Raw genomic sequence first — 20,964 nt, forward strand, 5'->3', positions numbered from 1 at the left:
ATACAGTATGCTTCAGTGTTTTTCGACTAATCGTGTAGACCATAAGGATCGTCAGTGGCAACCATCAAGGACGTAGCGCGTCTCGCCGGGGTCGGTCTCGGCACCGCCTCGCGCGTGGTGAGCGGCAAGGGCTCGGTATCGCCCGCCACGCTCGAACGCGTGCGCAAGGCGATCGACGAGCTGGGTTTTCGCCCCTCGCATGCGGCGCGCGCCCTGCTGTCCGGCACCAGCCGGATGATCGGCGTCTACATCCCGGTCCTGAGCGGCACCTTCTACACCCCGATCCTGCAGATCATCGACACCGAGCTGCGCGCCGCCGGCCTGCACATGGTGGTCGCCTTCGGCGTCGGCTTGGGCGATGCGCGGCGCCAGGCGATGGAAGGCATCGAATTCCTCATCGAGCGCGGCTGCGATGGCCTGATCATGATGACCAGCGCCCTCACCGACGAGGACCTGGCCACCCTCGGCGCCAAGCAGCGCCAGCTGGTGGCGCTGAACCACGAATTCGCCGGCATCCCGGAACAGTGCTTCACGGTCGACCACGCGCTGGGCGGCCGGATGGCCGCGCGCGCCCTGCTCGACCACAAGCACCGCGACATCGCCGTGGTGTCCGGCCCGACGGCGCTGGCCGACAATGTGGCCCGCATCAAGGGCTTCATGGATGAACTGGCGAGCGAAGGCATCGATCCGGGCAAGCTGTGGCTGATGGAGAGCGACTTTTCTCCTGCCGGCGGCTGGGCCGCGGCCAAGGCGCTGGTCGAATCCGGCCGCACCTGCACCGCCCTGTTCTGCGCCAACGACGAGATGGCGGTGGGTGCACTGTCGTACTTCCAGGAGGCCGGCATCAGCGTACCGCGCGACCTGTCCGTGATCGGCTACGACGACACGCCGAGCGCCGAATTTGCGGCGCCGCGCCTGACCTCGGTGCACATGCCCTGGCGCGAAATGACGCTCAATGGCCTGAACGCCCTGCTGAACCGCTGCTACGACCTGCATCGCCCGGTGTCGCGCGACTTCCCGGTCAGCGTGACGCTGCGCGCCTCGCTTGCCAGGCTGCCGGCCAGGAGCAAGAAAAAATGACGCGCGCCGCCCTGTGCGGCCGCTCGCCGGCCTTTTTTTTCGATTGCAATTGGAAAGCTTTCCAAATATCCTTGCATAACGACTTCAATTCTCTACGCGACCATGACAACAGCTGACAGTCCCGAGCCGACCGCCCCGGTGCGCGGCGATTTTGCCTCCGATTTCTTGTGGGGCTGTGCCACCTCGTCCTACCAGATCGAAGGCGCTGCCTCCGAGGACGGCCGGGTCGAATCGATCTGGGACCGCTTCGCCGCGACCCCGGGCAAGGTCAAGGATGGCTCGAGCGGCGCGGTCGCCTGCGATCACTACCACCGCTGGCCGGAAGACTTCGACATCGGCCGCGACATGGGCCTGAACGCCTACCGCTTCTCGATCGCCTGGCCCCGCATCTTCTCGGAGATCGGCGGCAAGCCGAACCAGAAGGGACTGGATTTCTACTCGCGCCTGGTGGACGGCATGCTCGAGCGCGGCCTGCAGCCATGGGCCACCTTGTATCACTGGGACCTGCCGCAATTCCTGCAGGACCAGGGAGGCTGGAACAGCCGCGCCACGGTCGACGCCTACCTGGCTTTCGTGGATGCGATGACGCGCCGCCTGGGCGACCGCGTGCAGCACTGGATCACCCACAACGAGCCGTGGTGCACCTCGATCATCGGCAATTTCGAAGGCTGGCATGCACCCGGCCTGACCGATTTCAAGACGTCTTTGCAGGTGGCGCATCACGTGCTGCTCTCGCACGGCAAGGCGGTGCCGCTGATCCGCGCCAACGTCCCAAGTGCGAAGGTCGGCATCGCCCTGAGCCTGCATCCGGTGCGCGCGGCCAGCGACTCGCCAGAAGACGTCGCCGCGGCCGCGCGCCACGACGGCCTGCGCTACCGCTGGTTCCTCGACCCCTTGTATGGCCGCGGCTATCCGCAGGCCACGCTCGACGCCATTGGCGCAGCGGCGCCGGTCGTGCTGCCGGGCGACCTGGAAGCGATCGCCACGCCGACCGACTTCCTCGGCGTGAACTACTACTTCCCCGAGACGATCCGGCACGAAGACGGCCACGCGCCCTTGTCGGCGCGCGTGCTGCCGCCGCGCGCAGGCGCCGAAACCACCTACATGGGTTGGGAAGTGGCGCCGCAAGGCCTGGCCGAGCTGCTGCTGCGCATCGAGAACGACTACCACCCGGGCCCGATGTACATCACCGAGAACGGTTCCTGCTATCCGGACGAAGTCAATGCCGAGGGCGAGATCGACGACGCCGAGCGCCGCCGCTACCTGGTACGCCACCTGGCTTCGCTGGCCTCGGCCATCCGCGACGGCGCGCCGGTGAAAGGCTATTTTGCCTGGAGCCTGCTCGACAATTTCGAATGGGCGGAGGGCTACCTGAAGCGCTTCGGGCTGACCCATATCGACTACGCCACCCAGGAACGGCGCCTGAAAAGCAGCGGCAAATGGTATCGCGGCTTCCTGCGCGGCGCATGACATCCAACTATAAAATACAGCGAGACAGCCTATGACACCCACGCTTCGCAACCCGGTAATGGCGCTTGCCATTGCCCTGGCCCTGCCCGCCGGCGCGGCGCCCCTGACCGACTGGCCGCGCGTTACCAGCGCCATCGGCAAGGACGCGGCGCTGGAGCAGCGCGTGCGCGAGATCGTCGGCAAGATGACGCTCGCACAGAAGGTCGGCCAGATGACCCAGCCCGAGATCAAGAGCGCTACGCCGGACGACGTGAAGCGCTATTACCTCGGGTCGGTGTTGAATGGCGGCGGCAGCTGGCCGAACGGGAACAAGCATGCCAAGGCGGCCGAATGGCTGGCGCTGGCGCAGCGCTACCACGAGGCCTCGCTGGCCACCGACATGGCGGTCAAGGTGCCGGTGATCTGGGGCACGGACGCGGTCCACGGCCACAACAACGTCTTCGGCGCCACGCTCTTCCCGCACAACATCGGCCTGGGCGCGGCGCGCAACCCGAAGCTGCTGGAGGAAATCGGCGCGGCCACCGCGAAAGCCACCCGCGCCAGCGGCATCGCCTGGGTGTTCGGCCCGACCCTGGCCGTGGTGCGCGACGACCGCTGGGGACGCACCTACGAGAGCTATTCCGAGAACCCGGAAGTCGTGAAGAGCTATGCCGGCGCCTATGTGCGCGGCATGCAGGGCATGCTCAAGGACGATGCCAATACCATCGCCACCGCCAAGCATTTCATCGGCGACGGCGGCACCGAGTTCGGCAAGGACCGTGGCGTCAACAAGTCGAGCAAGTCGCAGATGATCAACATCCACGGCGCCGGCTACTACCCTGCCCTGCAGGCCGGAGCGCAGACGGTCATGTCGTCCTTCAATTCGTGGAACGACGTCGCCGCCGGCACCGATTACGGCAAGATGCACGGCAGCCGCGCCATGCTGACCGACGTGCTCAAGACGAAGATGGGCTTCGATGGCTTCGTCGTCACCGACTGGAACGGGCATGGCGAAGTGCCAGGCTGCAGCAACGAGAGCTGCGCCGCTGCCATCAATGCCGGCAACGACATGGTCATGGTGCCGGACGACTGGAAGGCCTTCATCGCCAACACCATCAAGCAGGTGGAAAGCGGGCAGATCCCGATGGCGCGTATCGACGATGCGGTAAGCCGCATCATCCGCGTCAAGCTGCGCGCAGGGTTGTTCGAGAAAAGCCCGGCGCAGAACGCGTATGCCGGCAAGGACGAGGCCATGCAGCCGCGCGAGCTGGCGCGCCGCGCGGTGCGCGAGTCACTCGTGCTGATCAAGAACGACAAGCCGGTGCTGCCGATCGCACGCGGCAAGAAGATCCTCGTGGTCGGCAAGACCGCGGACGACCTGTCGAACCAGAGCGGCGGCTGGTCGATCACCTGGCAGGGCACGGCCAATACCAATGCGGACTTCCCGAATGCCGATACGATCCTGGCCGGCATCCGGGCAGCAGCGGGCAGCGAGAACGTGCACTTCAGCGTGGATGCGAAGGGCGTCGACGTGTCGCAGTTCGACGCCGTGGTGGCGGTGATCGGCGAGCGTCCGTATGCGGAAGGCGACGGCGACATCGGCCCGAACGGCACGTTGCGCCACAGCGGCCGCTATCCGGAAGACCTGGCGGTCCTGCAGGCGGTTTCTGGCCGCGGCAAGCCGGTCGTCACCGTCTTCGTGTCGGGCCGTCCGCTCTACGTCAACGACCTGCTCAATTTGTCGGACGTGTTTGTCGCAGCCTGGCTGCCGGGCACCGAGGGCAAGGGCGTGTCGGACCTGCTGGTGGCAGGCAGCAAGCGCTACGAGTTCACCGGCAAGCTGCCGTTCTCCTGGCCGAAGTCGGCCTGCCAGACGGACTTGAACGTCGGCGACAAGGGGTATGCGCCACTGTTCGCCTGGGGTTATGGCCTGAAGTCTGCTACGCGCTCGAAGGTCGGCGAGCTCGATGCCACCTACCCTGCCGGCGGTTGCGGCATCAGCAATACCTTCCCGGTGTTCAGCCAGGCCGACCGGGCCAGCTTCCCGATGGCGATCCGCAGCGGTTCCCAGCAGCTGGTGCTGGGCGCCGATCTCAATTCGAGCTTCAGCCTGCCCGGCGTGACGGTGCAGACCTCGCAGGTGAACACCCAGCAGGATGCGAAGCTCATCACCTGGACTGGCCCGGCCACCGTCGAAACCCGCGGTGCGCGGCCGATGGTGCTGCCGACGGCAGCCAGTGCGAATGCCGCGCTGCGCTTCGACACCATCGTCTCGGGCGCACCGGCTGGCAAGGTAATGATGACCATGGGCGGCGGCACGCTCGACACCACCGCGTTGTTCAAGCGCCTGGCCGGCAAGGGCAAGCAGACCGTCAAGATCCCGCTCAGCTGCTTCCAGGCCAAGGGCACGGACCTGGCGAAGGTCGATGCGCCGTTCAGCATCGCCAGCGACGCCGGTTTCGCTGCGGCCTTTACCGGCATCGAGATCGCCGGCGGCGCAGCTAGCGAAGCCGATGCCGTGCGCTGCGAGGAACTGCGATGAACGGGGAGCTGCGCCTGCTGGCCGACATCGGCGGCACCAATGCGCGCTTCGCCCTGGAGTCCAGCGACAGGCAGCTCGCGGACATCGAGGTGCTGGCCTGCGCCGATTATCCGACGCTGGACGATGCGATGCGGGCCTACCTTGGCAAGGCCGCGGGGCGCGGTCACGCAGTGGAAACGGTGCGCCATGCGGCGATCGCGATCGCCAACCCGGTCGAGGAAGACCGGGTCAGCATGACCAACCACCACTGGAGCTTCTCGATCGAAGCCCTGCGCCTTCAGCAGGGTCTGGCGACGCTGCTGGTGGTGAACGATTTTGCAGCGCTGGCGATGTCGCTGCCGCACCTGGCGCTCGAACAGCGCGAACGGATAGGCGGCGGCATCGAGCTGGCCGACCGTCCCATCGGCCTGATCGGTCCCGGCACCGGGCTCGGCGTCTCGGGCGTGATTCCGGCAGGCGGCAAGCGCTGGATTGCACTGGCAGGCGAAGGCGGGCATGTGAGCTTCGCGCCGGCGAACAAGGACGAGGTGGCGATCTTGGAGGCGCTGTGGGGCGAATATGGTCACGTGTCGGCCGAGCGTCTGCTATCCGGGATGGGCCTGGAGCTGATTCACTGGGCGCGCACCGGCGAGCGCCTCGATGCCCCGGCCATCACCGGCGCCGCGCTCGATGGCAGCTCCGGCGACTGCCGGCGCACGGTCGACACCTTCTGCGCCATCCTGGGCAGCGTGGCCGGCAACGTCGCGCTGACCCTGGGCGCGACCGGCGGCATGTATATTGGCGGCGGCATCGTGCCGCGCCTGGGAAGGCTGTTTGCCGAATCCAGCTTCCGCGCGCGCTTCGAGGACAAGGGACGCCTGAGTCCTTACCTCGCGCGCATCCCGACTTACCTCATTACCGAGCAGTACCCGGCGCTGCGCGGCGTGTCCGCCATGCTGTCGGACCGGGTCGCAGCCCAGCCATAACAATACGGAGACACCATGCAAAGCACAGCACCGAAATCGCCCGAGGCGCCATCGCTGGCGCAGGCCACGGCGAACGAGCACAACCCGCATACCGGCGCGCTCGTCATCGTCACCATCCTGTTCTTCATGTGGGGCCTGCTTACCTCGCTCAACGACGTGCTGATCCCGCACCTGAAGTCGATCTATACGCTGACCTACCTGGAAGCGATGCTGGTGCAGTTCTGCTTTTTCGGCGCCTATTTCATCGTGTCGCTGCCGGCGGGCGCGCTGATCCGACGGATCGGCTACCAGAATGGCGCCGTCGCCGGCCTGAGCATCGCGGCTGCCGGCTGCGCCCTGTTCTACCCGGCCTCGAAGGGCAGCTACGGCCTGTTCCTGTTCGCCTTCTTCGTGCTCGCCAGCGGCATCACGATCCTGCAAGTGGCTGCCAATCCTTTCGTGACCGTGCTCGGGCCGGCGCGTACCGCATCCAGCCGCCTGACCCTGACCCAGGCCTTCAATTCGCTCGGCACGACGGTCGCGCCGGCGCTGGGCGGGATCCTGATCCTGTCGACGGTGGCGCTGGGCGCCGACCAGCTGGCGGCCATGACCGCCGCCGAGCAGGCAGCCTACAAAGCGCAAGAGGCGGCCACCGTGCAGGGTCCCTACCTTGGCCTGGCGGCGGCGCTGGCCGTCCTCGCGGTGTTGTTCGCGGTGGCGAAGCTGCCGAAGATCAGCCATGCCCAGGACGGCAAGCCGGCCATCGACGGCAAGGGCGGCGCGATGGCCTACCGCCACCTGGTGCTGGGGGCGGTCGCGATCTTCCTGTACGTGGGCGCGGAGGTCAGCATCGGCAGCTTCCTGATCAACTTCCTGGGTGAGGGCCATATCGCGGCCTTGAGCCACGCGGATGCGGCGCAGTACGTCAGCCTGTACTGGGGCGGCGCGCTGGTGGGACGCTTCATCGGCTTTGCGGTGATGCGCTACGTCAGCCCCGGTAAAACCCTGGCCTTCAATGCGCTCGGCTCGATCCTGCTGGTGCTGGTCGCCACCTTCGGCGAAGGCAAGCTGGCGATGTGGGCGATCCTGGCGGTGGGCCTGTGCAATTCGATCATGTTCCCGACCATCTTCAGCATGGCCTTGCATGGCCTGGGCAAGTTCACCGGCCAGGGCTCGGGTATCCTCTGCATGGCCATCGTGGGCGGCGCGGTGGTGCCCTTCGTGCAGGGCATGTTCGCCGACACGGTCGGCCTGCAGCCGTCCTTCTTGGTGCCGGCCGTGTGCTACCTGTTCATCCTGTACTTCGGCGTGAAGTATGCGAACCTGCACAAGCAGCCGGTGGCAAACGCCTGATTTTTTTACCAGTTGTAAAAAAAATGCCCACATCGATGTGGGCATTTTTCATGGTGCTTACTTGACCTCGCGCCACCAGGGTTTGCCGGCATGCGGCGCCTTCAGGCTCAAGGGCTCGCCCATTTCCGGGGTCGTCATCGATACGCCTTTTGCTGCGGCCAGCGCAGCGATGCGCTCGAACGGGTCCTGCCAGCGGTGCAGCGCCAGGTCAAAGGTGCCGTTGTGGATCGGTAGCAGCCAGGCGCCCTTCAGATCGAGGAAGGCTTGCAGGGTTTCTTCGGGCTGCATGTGCACGTCGGGCCACTGCTTGTCGTAGGCGCCGGTTTCCACCAGGGCGACGTCGAAGGGACCGAAGCGCTCGCCGATCTCCTTGAATCCCTTGAAATAGCCGCTGTCGCCGCTGAAGAACAGGCGCAGGTCGTCGTGCAGGATGACCCAGGAGGCCCACAAGGTGGTGTCGCGGTCGCTCAGGGTACGGCCCGAGAAGTGCTGGGCCGGGGTGGCGACGAAGCGCACGCCGTCGATGGACGCTTCCTGCCACCAGTCCAGCTGGCGTACTTTCGATGCCTCGACACCCCACTTGATCAGGCGCTCGCCCACTCCCAGCGGCGTCAGGAAATGCTGGGTCTTCGCGGCCAGGGCCATGATGGCTGCATGGTCGAGGTGGTCGTAATGGTCGTGCGACAGGATGATGGCCTTGATCGGCGGGAGCTCCTCGATGCCGATCGGTGGCGCATGGAAGCGCTTGGGACCGGCCCACTGCACCGGCGAGGCGCGCTCGGAGAAGACCGGGTCGGTCAGGTAGAACTCGCCCTTGATCTTGACCAGCATGGTCGAGTGGCCGAGGCGGTACAGGGTGTTGTCGGGTGCGGCAAGCAGCGCGGCGCGCGACAAGGGCCGCACGGGAATCGCGCCTCCCGGAAGGGTGCCGGACGGCTTGTTGACCATGGCGTTCCACCACAGGCTGGCCATCTCGCCGAAGCTGTATTCGCGCATCTTGATGGCGTTGCGGAATTTACCGTCCTGATAGTGGGTCGAGGCCGGGAAGACGGGTGCGGCCGAGGCAAAGGTGCAGTAGGTCATGATGGAGACAACTCCCAGAAGAAGCGTGGTGAACAGGATGCGCATGGTGGACCTGACAGTAGAAAGTGACAATGTACACTACACAGTGTAGTTTCTATTTTTGAGAAAGTAAACTGGTCGGTGTAAAATAAACGCATGCATACTCCCCGGCTTACCGATCTCAAGCGCAATGCCATCGTCAATGCCGCTGCCGCCGAGTTCCGTGCCAACGGGTTCGAGGCGACCAGCATGGACCGGATTGCGCTTGTCGCCAACGTGTCTAAGCGCACGGTCTACAACCACTTTCCGAGCAAGGAAGAGCTGTTCGCGGAAACCATCGTGCAGCTGTTCCAGGCCAGCGCGGAGCTGCTCGAGCTGCCTTACCGCAGCGACGCCGGCCTGCGCGAGCAGCTGACGGAGCTGATGCGCCTGAAGATGCGCACGCTGGAAGACCCGGATTTCATCGCGCTGGCGCGGGTGGCGATTTCGGAAGCGATCCATGCGCCCGCGCGCGCGCTGCCGATTTTCACGCGCCTGAACGAGCGCGAGGAAGGGGTGACGGCCTGGATCCGGGCGGCCCAGGCGGACGGCAAACTCAAGGCCGGCGACCCGGCATTTGCGGCGACCATCCTGCAGGGCCAGCTCAAGGCCTTCGGCTTCTGGCCGCAGGTGGCGATGGGCGCCGCCCCGATCACGCCAAGCGCAGCGCAGCCGGTGATCGAGGCCGCGGTGTCGATGTTCCTGGCTTACTTCGGCGCGGAGTAGTACTTGGGAGAGCATTGGTGCGATGCCGAGCCTGCCATTTCCATGCTGTTTCTGCTGGAATAAGCCCGCGCTCTAAGCTTGCGAAGCATCGCATCGTCCTACTCATCGCGATCGACTAGCTAGCTGGATGTCTTAAAAACAACTGTTGTACCATATCGACAAGGGCCTCCTTAAGTGTTCGTGAATTTCGTCTGCCATACGGAACATGCGTAACGAATTTCCAAATGTCTATAAAATACGGTTTTTACAACAACTCTTGAGTTCGAGTAAGCATCGAATGCTGCGTCGATCTTCAACTACATTCTAGGAACCGCAGGGATGACTATCCTCGTAACGGGCGGAGCAGGCTTCATTGGGTCGAACTTCGTCATTGACTGGCTTTCCCATCACGACGAGCCAGTCATCAACCTTGACCTGTTGACCTATGCGGGCAACCTGCAAAACGTCGATCGCCTGAAAAATGACCCGCGCCACCATTTCGTGCGCGGCGACATCGGTAACAGTGCCCTGGTAGCGCGTCTTCTTTCCGAGCATAAGGTACGCGCAATCATGAATTTTGCTGCCGAAAGTCATGTAGACCGTTCCATTACAGGTCCTGGCGCGTTTGTCGAAACCAACATTGTCGGCACCTTCAAACTGCTTGAAGCGGTGCGCGCCTATTGGAACGGGCTCGACGGTGGCGAAAAGGCGGATTTCCGCTTCCTCCACGTTTCCACCGACGAGGTCTATGGCTCGCTCTCGCATGATGCACCGGCGTTCGACGAGCAGCACCGCTATGAGCCAAACAGCCCATACTCGGCCAGCAAGGCGGCCTCGGACCATCTCGTGCGCGCCTACCACCATACGTATGGCTTGCCGGTACTGACCACCAATTGCTCGAACAATTATGGTCCTTATCATTTCCCGGAAAAGCTCATTCCCCTGGTGATCCACAACGCCTTGGCCGGCAAGCCGCTGCCGATCTACGGCGACGGCCAACAAATCCGCGATTGGCTGTACGTAACCGACCATTGCAGCGCCATTCGTCGCGTCCTGGCCGATGGCAAGCTGGGGGAAACCTATAACGTTGGCGGCTGCAATGAAAAAGCGAATATCGAGGTGGTGCGTACCCTGTGTGCGATCCTGGATGAATTGCGTCCACGTGCAGACGGCCAGTCGTATGCAAGCCAGATGACCTTCGTAAAGGATCGTCCGGGGCACGACCGACGCTATGCTATCGATGCAGGCAAGCTGGAGCGCGAGCTGGGCTGGCGACCGGCAGAGACCTTCGAGACTGGTATCCGCAAGACGGTGGCGTGGTACCTGGCCAATGGCGAGTGGGTCGAGAATGTCACCAGCGGTGCCTACCGTGAATGGATGGAAAGGCAGTACGACGTATGAAGATTCTGTTGCTCGGCAAGGACGGCCAGGTCGGCTGGGAGCTGCAGCGTTCGCTGGCACCGCTCGGCGAGCTTTCCGCGTATGGCCGCACCGAGGCCGATTTTACCGCTCCCGAATCGCTGCGCGCCCTGGTCCGCGCCCATGCCCCCGACGTCATCGTCAATGCCGCTGCCTATACGGCCGTGGACAAGGCGGAAAGTGAAGAAGCAGTCGCGCACACGGTCAATGCGGTATCGCCCGGTGTGCTGGCCGAGGAGGCCGCTGCCTGCGGCGCCTGGTTGGTGCATTTCTCGACTGATTACGTCTTCGACGGCACAAAGGACCGTGCTTGGCTGGAAACCGATACAACCCAGCCCTTGTCGGTATATGGCCGTAGCAAGTGCGAGGGCGAAGAGCGCATTCGTGCGAGCGGAGCGCGTCACCTGATCCTGCGCACCAGTTGGGTATTCGCCCTGCGAGGTGGCAATTTTGCAAAGACCATGCTGCGGCTTGCCAAGGAGCGCGACACCCTGAACGTGGTCGCGGACCAGCATGGAGCGCCGACTGCCGCTGAACTGTTGGCCGATGCGACAGCCCTTGCACTCCACCGTATTATCCTGGCTGGGGCCGACGCTGGCGCCCTGGCCGGCACCTATCACCTGGCGGCGGCTGGAGAGACAACCTGGCATGCCTATGCCCGCCATGTGCTGGCCCAGGCGCAGCTGCATGGGGCAGCGCTCAAGGTGGGACCGGAGCAGGTGCTGCCGATCGATGCCAGCGCATTCCCCACACCCGCAGTACGCCCCTCGAATTCACGCCTCGACAGCAGCAAATTTTGCAACAGTTTTGGTTTAGTGCTGCCTGACTGGCGCTACCATGTCAACCGTTTGATCGCCGAACTGGCATCCCAAGGAAATCTATGAGCGCATCCATGCAACGTAAGGGCATCATTCTTGCCGGCGGCAGTGGTACTCGCCTGCATCCGGCAACGCTCGCAATCTCGAAGCAGTTGCTGCCGGTGTTCGATAAACCAATGATCTATTACCCGCTCAGCACGCTGATGCTGGGGGGGATCCGCGATATCCTGATCATTTCGACGCCGCAGGATACGCCGCGTTTCCAGCAGTTGCTCGGCGATGGCGCGCGCTGGGGATTGAACCTGTCGTATGCGGTCCAGGACGCACCGGACGGACTGGCGCAGGCTTTCCTCATCGGCGAGGCATTCCTTGACGGCGCGCCGTCGGCACTGGTGCTCGGCGATAACCTCTTCTACGGCCACGATCTGCACACCCTGCTCGACCGCGCCAACGCGCGTACCGATTGCGCCAGTGTGTTTGCCTACCATGTCCACGATCCGCAGCGCTACGGGGTTGTCGAGTTCGACGCCGGGGGCCGGGCCATTAGTCTCGAAGAAAAACCGGCGGTGCCGCGCTCCAATTACGCGGTGACAGGGCTGTATTTTTACGATGAACATGTTTCTGAAATAGCGCGCTCGCTCAAGCCGTCCACACGTGGCGAACTCGAGATTACTGACCTCAACCGTATCTACATGGACATGGGGAAGATGCATGTCGAGATAATGGGCCGCGGCTATGCTTGGCTCGACACCGGAACGCACGAGTCTCTGCTCGATGCCAGCCAATTCATTGCGACAATCGAACGTCGCCAGGGGCTAAAGGTCGCTTGCCCTGAAGAGATTGCATTCCGTCAGAACTGGATCGATGCCGGACAGCTTGAAATGCTCGCCGCCCCGATGCGCAAGAACGGTTATGGCCAATACCTGATGCGTGTATTAAACGAAACGGTTTTCTGATGCAAATTACTCCATTGGCCATTCCCGATGTTCTGTGCATCCAGCCGCGTGTATTCGGCGACGAACGTGGCTTTTTCTATGAAAGCTTTCATCACGCCCGCTTTGAGGAAGCGATCGGACGCAAGGTGAATTTTGTCCAGGACAACCATTCGAAATCAGCCTACAACGTCCTGCGGGGCCTTCATTATCAGACTCGCCAGACCCAGGGCAAACTGGTGCGGGTGGTTGCCGGCAGCGTGTTCGACGTAGCTGTCGACCTGCGCCGCTCATCCCCCACGTTCGGGAAGTGGGTGGGCCAGATTCTCAGCGCCGAGAACAAGACGCAGATGTGGGTGCCGGAAGGTTTTGCGCATGGTTTCGTCGTGCTGTCCGAATCGGCTGAGTTCCTCTACAAGACGACCGATTATTATGCGCCGGAATACGAGCGCTGCATCGCCTGGAACGATGCGACTCTCGGTATCGCCTGGCCGGTCGACAGTGCACCTGTCGTGTCGAGCAAGGATGACCAGGGCGTGGGGTTCCTGGCAGCCGAAACCTTCGACTGAGCTTGTCGCGTCAGGCCTTCTGCAGTTTTATCTGAGCGCGGAGCAGTAACGCTCGACATAGGACTGGTGCGAGGGCAGCCCCGCCACCGTCTTGTCGATCTGTCCCTTGATGGTGCCGAGGAAGTGCGACAGCTCCTCGTCGCCCATCAGGTCGGCCGTCTGGTGGTGCTGGAAAGGCATGATGCCCTGCCCCAGCATCACCTGGATCCACGAGTTCTCGGCAAACAGCTCGTTCGGCACGCGGAATACGCGCCCTGTCTCGCGGAACAGGTCGATGCGGTGCTGCAGCGACACCGGAACGGCCATGTTGCGCGCATCCCGCCAGTAAGGTGCGTCGATGCGGTTGTTGACCTTGTAGTGCAGGATGATGAAGTCGCGGATATGCTCGACCTCAATCGAGGACTGCCGGTTGTACTCGTCGACGTCCGTCTGTGCGATGCCATTCGTTGGGAACATCTGCATCAGGCGCACGATGCTGCGCTGGATCAGGTGGATGCTGGTCGACTCGATCGGCTCCAGGAAGCCGCTCGACAGGCCGACCGCCACGCAGTTGCCCTTCCAGACCTGCTCGCGCTGGCCCGGCGTGAACTTGATCACGCGCGGCTGCATCAGGGGCTCGCCCACGATATTCCCCATCAGTGCCTGCACCGCCTCGTCTTGCGCCACGTAGCGGCTCGAGAACACGATGCCGTTGCCGACCCGGTGCTGCAGCGGAATGCGCCACTGCCAGCCGAAGGGATGGGCGATCGAGCGCGTCAGCGGCACCGCGTCGCCGACGGAACTGGTCTGCAGCGCCGCGGCGCAGTCGTTGAACAGCCATTGCGACCAGTCCTGGTACGCCACCTTCATCGCCTGCCCGATCAGGAGCGCGCGGAAGCCCGTGCAGTCGATGAACAGGTCGCCCTCGATGTCCACGCCCGAGTCGAGCGTGATCGAGCGGATATGGCCGGAGAGCGCGCTGGTGGTGACATCGACGATCTTGCCCTCGATGCGCTGCACGCCAAAGCGCTCGCTGAACTTGCGCAGGTAGCGCGCATAGGCGCTGGCGTCCAGGTGGTAGGCGTAGTTCATGCCGCCGCGCGGCAGGTGGGCGAACTTGTTCTCCTGCGAGGCGCGCAGCTCCAGGCAGTAGTCGCCGTAGTCGCCCGCCAGGCCGCGCTCGCGGCCCTTGTGCCAGAAGTGCTGGAAGCCCGCCGTCCAATGGTCGGTGCCGGTCAGGCCGAAGGAGTGGATGTAGTCCTCGTTCACGTTGCGCCAGTTTTCGAAACTGATGCCGAGCTTGAAGGTGGCCTTGGTCTCGGCCATGAACTCCTGCTCGTTAATCTCGAGCAGGTTATGGAAATTCAGCAGGGTCGGAATGGTGGCTTCGCCCACGCCCACGGTCCCGATCTCGTCGGATTCGACCAGGATGATTTCGAGCTGCTTTCCCAGCACCTTCGAAATGCAGGCCGCCGCCATCCAGCCGGCGGTGCCGCCGCCGGCAATCACTACCCGGCGTACCGGCTTGCCCATGCCATTGATTCCCTTGTCCACGTCTGGTCTCCTCAGCGGTTCATTCTTTTTAATAGTTGGGCGCGGATGCCGCGCACGGCGTCGCCGTCGAGCGGGCCCAGGATGCGGCGGGCGGCTTCCGGGATGTGGGCGGAGGTGCCGTCGTCCGCCTCGAACACGTAGTGGCGGAACAGCTCCTGCCAGGCCTGGCGCTGCTCGCGCGGCAGGTCGCGCACCGACATCAATGCGTGCATCAGCGCGTTGGTGGGCGTGTCCATGTACTCGGGCGAGCGGCGCCACCAATAGTTGACCAGCACGTTGAAGGCGTCCAGCGCCTGGATGTGGTGCCACCACATGCTGGGGATGAACAGGGCGTCGCCCGGCTCCAGGTCTGCGGTCAGCGCATGTTCCATCGCCTGCGCAAAGCGCGGGAAGCGCTCCAGGTCGGGCTGCAGGAAATCGACCAGGCTGATGGCCTGCCCCGCCGGCGTGAAGTCGAGCGGGCCGATATACAAGTTCTCCACCTGCTGCGGCGGGAACAGGGTGAAGCGGCGCCGGCCGGCGGCGATGCAGGCCAGGTTGTCCGGCAAGTCGTAATGGGCGGCGATGCGGGTGCGGTTGCCGATCCAGATACTGGCCAGCGCGTCGCGCCCACCGAGATCGACGTCGTTCTCGCTGCGAAAGCCCGGCAGCGCGGTGTCGATCGTGGTCGAGCCGACGTAGATGGCCGGCGCCTTGTCGGCATCGCGGTAGCGTGCGAGTTCGTCGAGCACCTTGTCGATGCGCACCCGCACCGGCGCGAAATTGAAGCCGCTGAGGTCTTCGTTATAGAAAAAGCGTCCCTCGATCTCCGGCGTGCCGAGCATGGCGGTGACGGTGGCGTCGCGGTAGAAGCGGCGCAGGTAGGCGTCCGCCGCGCTGCTTGACGCGCGCGCGGCTGCCACCATCGGCCAGCCGGCAACCAGGCCGCGCAAGACCACCGGCTCGGTCGCCTCGAGAATGTCCGGGCCGAGGTCGCGCGGCGTCAAGCCGGCGAGCTCGCGGATCGCCCGGGCTGCGGGCAGATTAGCCTTTGGCGGCATTGCGTGCGTTCTTGCGGTCGATCAGCGCCCGGAAGTTCGACAGCGACGCCAGCTGGAAGAAGATCGCGGCCAGGTAGCCTTCCTTGTGCAGGCTGTCCAGCGTCGCCGCATCGAGCTTGTTCAGGTTGTCTTCGTGGATGGTATGGAAGCCGGTCATGCGGTGCTGCGAGCCGTCGTCCAGCTGCACGTCGAGCGCAAACGATTCGAGCAGGTCGTGCTTGACCAGGGCGGCGATGAAGCCGGCATTGGACTCCATCCCCTGGTGCACGGTGATCAGCATGGAGTTGACGTTTTCCAGGTAGGGCGTCATACCGCCATGCTCCAGGAACAGCGGCTCGCCTTCGGTCTTGCTGATGCGCGGGCTGTCCAGGTCGATGTGGATCATCAGGTCTTCGCCGTGCTTGCCGATCAGGAAAGGCAGGCGCTCGACCAGCAGCGGAATGGTGGCGGCGTCCCAGCCGCTGTCGGTCAGGAACAGGTTTTCTTCGTTCTCGAAGCCGAACAGGGCGACCGGCTCGAAGGGCTGGTCTTCGGCAGGCTTGCTGAAGACGATCGGATAATGCGCCTGCAGCAGGCGGAATTCGCCGGCAAAGGTCGGTACATAAGGATGGCTGTCGCCCAGGCCGTGACCGTGGCGGGTGATCACGCGCAGGTCTTTGTGTTCGATGTTATTCAGCAGTACAGGGTTGGCCATTACGTGTCTCTTTATCGGTTGTCGTTAATGCTTGTGCAGCCCATGGCGCAGGATGTGCGCGATGAGCGTGCGGTTGTCGGGCAGCGCAGGCAGCATCTTGCGCGTCAGGTCGGCCGCCTGGCGGAAGAATCCATCCGCCGTCTCGCCATTGCCTTCGCCGGCGCGGTCGCGCCGCGCGAGGCCCGGTTCGGGGCGGAATCCCATCCCATACAAAATATACTGGTAACTCGCCGCCGGGAACACCTCCTGGATGCGATTAAAGTCGTAGCGCGAGGGGGGACGGTGCCTCCATAGCGCCAGCAGGTCGTGCAGGCGGCCGGGAATCGTGCCGGCGGCGCGGTTGTCGCGCCAGTAGCCGCTGGAATCGACGCCACCCTCGCGGCGGCTCAGGACATAGTGCAGCTTGAGGAAATCGATCACCCGCTCCCAGCGGTAGGTAAAGGTGTCGTTGAAGCGCGCCGCGCCGATCTCCATCTGCGCGCGCGTGACCGGCATCTCGTCGGCCAGCATGGCGGCGGACAGTTCCACCAGCGCCAGGGCGGATGCTTCGAGCGGCTCGATGAAGCCGGCCGACAGGCCGATGGCGACGCAGTTACGGTGCCAGAATTTTTCGCGGTAGCCGGGATGGAAAGTCAACTTGCGCGGCGTCGGCATGTCCTCGGGGCCGCCGGTGGCGCGGACATAGGCGCGCAATGCCGCCTCGGCCTGCTCGTCGCTCGTATGCGCGCTGGAGTACACATGGCCGATGCCGCGCCTGTTCGGCAGGCCGATGTCCCAGATCCAGCCGGCGTCCTGCGCGGTGGAGGTGGTTTGCGACGCGATCGGGTCGTCCTCGCGCGCATAGGGCACCTGCACCGCCAGCGCGCTGTCGTTGAACAGGATACCGCGCTGGGACAGGAAGGGAATGTCGTAGTGCTTCCCGAGCAGCAGCGACTGCATGCCGGTGCAGTCCACGAACAGGTCGCCCGCCAGCTCGCCGTGCGCTTTCGTATGCAGGGCGGCGATGTCGCCATTGTCGTAGGAACGGATGCCGGTCACGTGGTCCGGCACGTAGTGCACGCCGAGTTGTTCCAGGCAGTGCTTCTTCAGGAAGACGCCGAACTTGCCCGCGTCCAGATGGTAGCCGTAGTTGGCCACCGCCGCGAATTCGGGCGTGCCGGCCTGCTTCGGCGCGCGGCCGTGCACGCACAGGTGCGGCTGGTAGCTGGCCAGGTCGGCGAAGGGAACGCCGGCATGGCGCTCGAGCCAGCGCCCGGCCAGGTCGGCGTCGCCATACCCCTGGGGCAGCACGAAGGGATGGAAGTAATAGTCGTTCTCGGCGCCCGTCACCCAGCGGTTGAAGCGCGAGCCCTGCTTGAAGGCGGCGTCGCATTCGCGGAAAAAGGCGGTCTCGGAGATGCCGGCTGCGCGCAGCGTGTCGCGCATGGTGGGCCAGGTGCCCTCGCCTACGCCGATGGTCGGCACGTCGGGCGATTCGATGAGGGTGACGCGGATGCCGCCACGGTCCTCGGCCTGGAGGCTGGACGCGAGCACGGCGGCCGTCAGCCAGCCGGCCGAGCCTCCGCCTACGATCACGACATGCCGGATGGTGGTGGTCACCATGGAGTGGTTCCAAAAAAGATGCGGGCAAGTTTAAACCAGAACAGGCCACAGCGGACTGTGGCCTGGGGCGATCCTTTCCGCTGGCGCGGAAAGGCCCTGGTCAGAACTTGTAGCGGGCGGCCAGCATGTAGCGCGGACCGGACTGCTCCACGTACAGCAGGTTGCGCTCGGTGCGGCCGTGGATCCGCTTGATCTCGTCCGTCAGGTTGATGCCTTCGAACTGGATGCTCAGGTTCTTGTTGATGTTGTAGCCGATGCTCAGGTCGAGCTGGCCGTAGGCCTCGACATAGTTCGGGTTCGGGCCCGAGCCGTCGAAGGTCGAGGAGAGGAACTTGTCGCGCCAATTGTAGGCCGCACGCACGTTCCACTTGTCGTTCTCGAAGATACCCACCAGGTTGGCCGAGTCGCTCATGCCCACCAGCGCGAACTGCTCGCCGATGCTGCCGTTGTCGTAGGCCAGGCCCGAATCGACCTTGGTGTAGTTGGCGGAGATGCCGAAGCCGCTGGCGCCGAACATGTGCTGCACGTTGAACTCGAGGCCGCGCAGGCGTGCTTCCTTCTGGTTCGAGTAGCTCGTGATCTGGAAGTTCGCCACCGGATCGTTGCCCTGGCCGGTGATCACGCCGGTCGCATTGCCGCTGGCGTCATCCGCGCCGCGCACCACGCCGGGCTGGCCGTTGAAGTTGCGGAAGATGTAGTTGCGGATGCAGGTGGTGTCGGCGGTGGTGCAGCCATTGGCCAGCGCCGCGTTCCAGTAGGCGCCGCCCACCGGGGTGCGCAGGCCGAAGGGCTGGGCGATGACCTGCGACTGGCCGGCGTAGTTCTCGAGATTCTTGCGGAAGTGGCCGACCGACAGGAAGCTCGATTTTGCGTAGTACCACTCGTAGGCCAGGTCGAAGTTCTTCGACTTGACCGGCAACAGGCCGGGATTGCCCTGGCGTCCGGTGCCGCCCTGGACGCGCGCCAGGTTGTCGAGTACCTGGCCGCCGGTGAGCTGGTCGTAGCGCGCACGGCCGATGGTTTCACCGTAGCTGAAGCGGCCCTTCATGTCCGAGCGCAGTTCGATGTCGGCATCGAAGCTCGGCAGCACGTGCTTGTATTTGCCGGTCAGCGTGGTGAAGTTCGGTGCGCCGAAGACGATCGGCAGTTCGTTCTGCGAGACCCAGGTGATGGCGGTGGCGGTCGGCACCAGCGCCGTCGAGGTGACGTCGGTCTTCTCGTAGCGCACGCCGATCGAGGTATGGATCGGCAGCGCCGTATCCCAGTCGGTGTTGAACTGCAGGTACAGGCTCTTCGACTTTTCGCGCGTGCGCTGGTCGGTGTCGTAGGTGGTCTTCGGCAGGTACAGGTCCGGGCGGCCCGAGGCCGTGGCCGCGGCGCGGCGCACCTGGTCGAAATCGAAGGTGTAGAAGGTGTTGAACAGGGCCGGGTTGTCGCTGCCGTCGATGTTGTCGAAGTACTGGCGCAGGCTCTCCTGGTGGAACAGGCTGGCCGGGTAGTCGGCCGGCGAGGTGGCGCCGCCCCAGGTGTCGCGCTGCTGCGTCGAGAAGGCCGAGCGGTTTTGCACGTCGGTGGTGGCCAGGCCGAATTTCAGCTCGGACGCTTCCAGCATTTTCCAGCTGCCATGCGCCTGTACCTGCTCGATCTCGCTTTTTACCAAGCCGTTCTGGAACACGGAGCCGGTAACCTGCTGCGGCGCGCGTGCAAAATCGGCGCCGGCGATGCTTAGCACCGGGAAGTCCTTCGAAAAGTCGACGCCGGTGTTGCCGCGGCTGAAGCTGGCGGTGCCCAGGGTATTGTCCGAGCCAAACGGGCTGTCCGGCAGCGATTCGGCAGTCGACTTGTGGACGTCGAGCTCGAGGCGGATGTCGCTGTTGACGCGCCAGGCGGTGTTGAAGCCGAGCGACTTGTTCTCGGTCTTGGTGGCGAAGTCGGCAGCGCCCATGGCGATGTCGCTCACGGCCGGGTTGATGATCTCGGTATAGGTCAGCGGGCCGGCAATCGGGCCATCGGTCCAGCTGCTGGTCGACGGGCCAAAGTTGAACCAGGCCGAGATGTCGTTGCGGCGGGTCTGGATCTTGTTTTCCGAATAGGTGTAGTCCAGCGTCGTGGTCAGTTCCTTGACCGGGGCGAACTGGAATACCAGCTGGCCATTGGTGCGCTGGCGCTGCACGCCGTTCATGTTGTAGTTCAGGTTCTGCGGCACCTGGTAGAGGTCGGCGCCTTCCGGGCGGTTGACGGCGCCGGCCTGCGGGATCGTGCCCCAGTTGTTCTCGTCGCCGCGGAACGGGCCTTTCCAGCCGTTGGACACCGCGGCCTGGTTGTAGCCCAGGTTGCGTTCCTGGTAGCTAGCCGACAGGGCGATACCGAAGCGGCCGTCGGCCGAGGTATTGCTGTACAGGCCGGAGATTTCCGGCGTGATCTTGTCGCCGCGCTTGACATCGTTCGGCAGGTTTTCGGCCGACTTGTCGTACACGCCCTTGACGCCGACCGTGGCCTGCATGCCCGGACGCGACAGCGGACGCGCGGTAATCACATTGATGGTGGCGCCGATGCCGCCGGTCGGGGTCTCGGCGCGCGCCGACTTGTACACCTGCAGCTGCGCGACGCCTTCCGAGGCGATATTGGCGAAGTCATAGCTGCGTCCCGGGCGGTCGCCCAGGTTCGAGGTCGGCATCTGACGGCCGTTGAGCAGCACCAGGTTGAAGTCGGGGCCAACGCCGCGCACGGTGACTTTCGAGCCTTCGCCGATCGAGCGGTCGATCGAGACGCCGCTGATGCGCTGCAGCGATTCGGCCAGGTTGGTATCCGGGAACTTGCCGATGTCTTCGGCGACGATGCCGTCGACGAAACCGGTCGCATTGCGCTTCAGGTTCATCGACGATTCGAGGCTGGCGCGCAGGCCGGTGACGAGGACGGTCTGGACGCCGGCCGGCGAGGATGGGGTGGTCGCTTCCTGGGCCTGGACCGATGCCGGGTCAGTGGCGGTGGCGGCATTCGGAGTCGGGGCGACTTCCTGGGCATAGGCCGGCATGAATGCTGCGCAAGCGCTGGCTACGGCCAGGCTCATCAATGTCTGTTTGGCATTGGGGTAATGCATGGTGCTCTCCTGTTTTTTTAAATTTTGACCGTCACCCATATCGACGGTGTCTCCACTACCAATGCCGGCTCGACTACAGCTGC

General features: G+C 64.1%; 16 protein-coding genes. 10 read left to right on the forward strand and 6 right to left on the reverse strand.

Annotation, left to right across the window (positions count from 1 at the left end):
- Nucleotides 1–54: 54 nt before the first annotated feature.
- The 5 genes from AC3XQU_RS16410 (at nt 55) to AC3XQU_RS16430 (ending at nt 7,368) form a co-directional block, all read left to right on the forward strand.
- Nucleotides 55–1,080 (forward strand): LacI family DNA-binding transcriptional regulator, encoded by a 1,026-nt coding sequence (locus AC3XQU_RS16410; RefSeq protein WP_489875228.1) that lies wholly within the window; start codon nt 55–57, stop codon nt 1,078–1,080.
- A gap of 102 nt (nt 1,081–1,182) precedes the next feature.
- Nucleotides 1,183–2,550 (forward strand): GH1 family beta-glucosidase, encoded by a 1,368-nt coding sequence (locus AC3XQU_RS16415; RefSeq protein ID WP_489875229.1) that lies wholly within the window; start codon nt 1,183–1,185, stop codon nt 2,548–2,550.
- 31 nt (nt 2,551–2,581) lie between these two features.
- Entirely contained in the window at nt 2,582–5,071 is a 2,490-nt protein-coding gene (locus AC3XQU_RS16420) for a glycoside hydrolase family 3 protein (protein WP_489875230.1), read from the forward strand.
- A complete protein-coding gene (locus tag AC3XQU_RS16425; protein ID WP_489875231.1) occupies nt 5,068–6,036 on the forward strand; it encodes a glucokinase in 969 nt (322 codons plus the stop codon). Before AC3XQU_RS16420 ends, AC3XQU_RS16425 begins: the two co-directional genes overlap by 4 nt.
- A gap of 15 nt (nt 6,037–6,051) precedes the next feature.
- A complete protein-coding gene (locus AC3XQU_RS16430) occupies nt 6,052–7,368 on the forward strand; it encodes a sugar MFS transporter (RefSeq protein WP_489875232.1) in 1,317 nt (438 codons plus the stop codon).
- A gap of 57 nt (nt 7,369–7,425) precedes the next feature.
- Here AC3XQU_RS16430 and AC3XQU_RS16435 read toward each other — a convergent pair whose 3' ends face one another.
- Nucleotides 7,426–8,451: an MBL fold metallo-hydrolase gene (locus AC3XQU_RS16435; protein ID WP_489875233.1), complete on the reverse strand. Its 1,026-nt coding sequence runs from the start codon at nt 8,449–8,451 to the stop codon at nt 7,426–7,428.
- A 135-nt stretch (nt 8,452–8,586) separates the two neighbouring features.
- On the opposite strand from AC3XQU_RS16435, the gene AC3XQU_RS16440 reads away from it, so the two are divergent.
- The 5 genes from AC3XQU_RS16440 to rfbC all read left to right on the forward strand — a co-directional run bounded on the left by AC3XQU_RS16440 (nt 8,587) and on the right by rfbC (nt 12,912).
- A complete protein-coding gene (locus AC3XQU_RS16440) occupies nt 8,587–9,195 on the forward strand; it encodes a TetR/AcrR family transcriptional regulator (protein ID WP_489875234.1) in 609 nt (202 codons plus the stop codon).
- A gap of 318 nt (nt 9,196–9,513) precedes the next feature.
- Nucleotides 9,514–10,575 (forward strand): dTDP-glucose 4,6-dehydratase, encoded by a 1,062-nt coding sequence (rfbB, locus tag AC3XQU_RS16445; RefSeq protein WP_489875235.1) that lies wholly within the window; start codon nt 9,514–9,516, stop codon nt 10,573–10,575.
- A complete protein-coding gene (gene rfbD / locus AC3XQU_RS16450) occupies nt 10,572–11,477 on the forward strand; it encodes a dTDP-4-dehydrorhamnose reductase (RefSeq protein WP_489875236.1) in 906 nt (301 codons plus the stop codon). Before rfbB ends, rfbD begins: the two co-directional genes overlap by 4 nt.
- Nucleotides 11,474–12,367, forward strand: a complete 894-nt coding sequence (rfbA, locus tag AC3XQU_RS16455) for a glucose-1-phosphate thymidylyltransferase RfbA (RefSeq protein ID WP_489875237.1) — start codon at nt 11,474–11,476, stop codon at nt 12,365–12,367. Before rfbD ends, rfbA begins: the two co-directional genes overlap by 4 nt.
- On the forward strand, nt 12,367–12,912 hold the full coding sequence (rfbC, locus tag AC3XQU_RS16460; protein WP_489875238.1) for a dTDP-4-dehydrorhamnose 3,5-epimerase: 546 nt from the start codon (nt 12,367–12,369) through the stop codon (nt 12,910–12,912). Before rfbA ends, rfbC begins: the two co-directional genes overlap by 1 nt.
- Before the next feature lie 27 nt (nt 12,913–12,939).
- Here the strand turns inward: rfbC and AC3XQU_RS16465 are convergent, their stop codons facing one another.
- The 5 genes from AC3XQU_RS16465 to AC3XQU_RS16485 form a co-directional block, all read right to left on the reverse strand.
- A complete protein-coding gene (locus AC3XQU_RS16465) occupies nt 12,940–14,445 on the reverse strand; it encodes a tryptophan halogenase family protein (RefSeq protein WP_489875239.1) in 1,506 nt (501 codons plus the stop codon).
- An 11-nt stretch (nt 14,446–14,456) separates the two neighbouring features.
- Nucleotides 14,457–15,485, reverse strand: coding sequence for a cupin-like domain-containing protein (locus tag AC3XQU_RS16470; protein WP_489875240.1), 1,029 nt, complete (start codon nt 15,483–15,485; stop codon nt 14,457–14,459).
- On the reverse strand, nt 15,469–16,179 hold the full coding sequence (locus AC3XQU_RS16475; RefSeq protein ID WP_489875241.1) for a SapC family protein: 711 nt from the start codon (nt 16,177–16,179) through the stop codon (nt 15,469–15,471). The genes AC3XQU_RS16470 and AC3XQU_RS16475 overlap by 17 nt, the downstream gene beginning before the upstream one ends.
- A 24-nt stretch (nt 16,180–16,203) precedes the next feature.
- On the reverse strand, nt 16,204–17,781 hold the full coding sequence (locus AC3XQU_RS16480) for a tryptophan halogenase family protein (RefSeq protein WP_489875242.1): 1,578 nt from the start codon (nt 17,779–17,781) through the stop codon (nt 16,204–16,206).
- Between the two features lie 100 nt (nt 17,782–17,881).
- Nucleotides 17,882–20,881: a TonB-dependent receptor gene (locus AC3XQU_RS16485; RefSeq protein WP_489875243.1), complete on the reverse strand. Its 3,000-nt coding sequence runs from the start codon at nt 20,879–20,881 to the stop codon at nt 17,882–17,884.
- Nucleotides 20,882–20,964 lie beyond the last annotated feature (83 nt).

Source organism: Telluria sp. AZSoR62 (genome assembly GCF_058111565.1).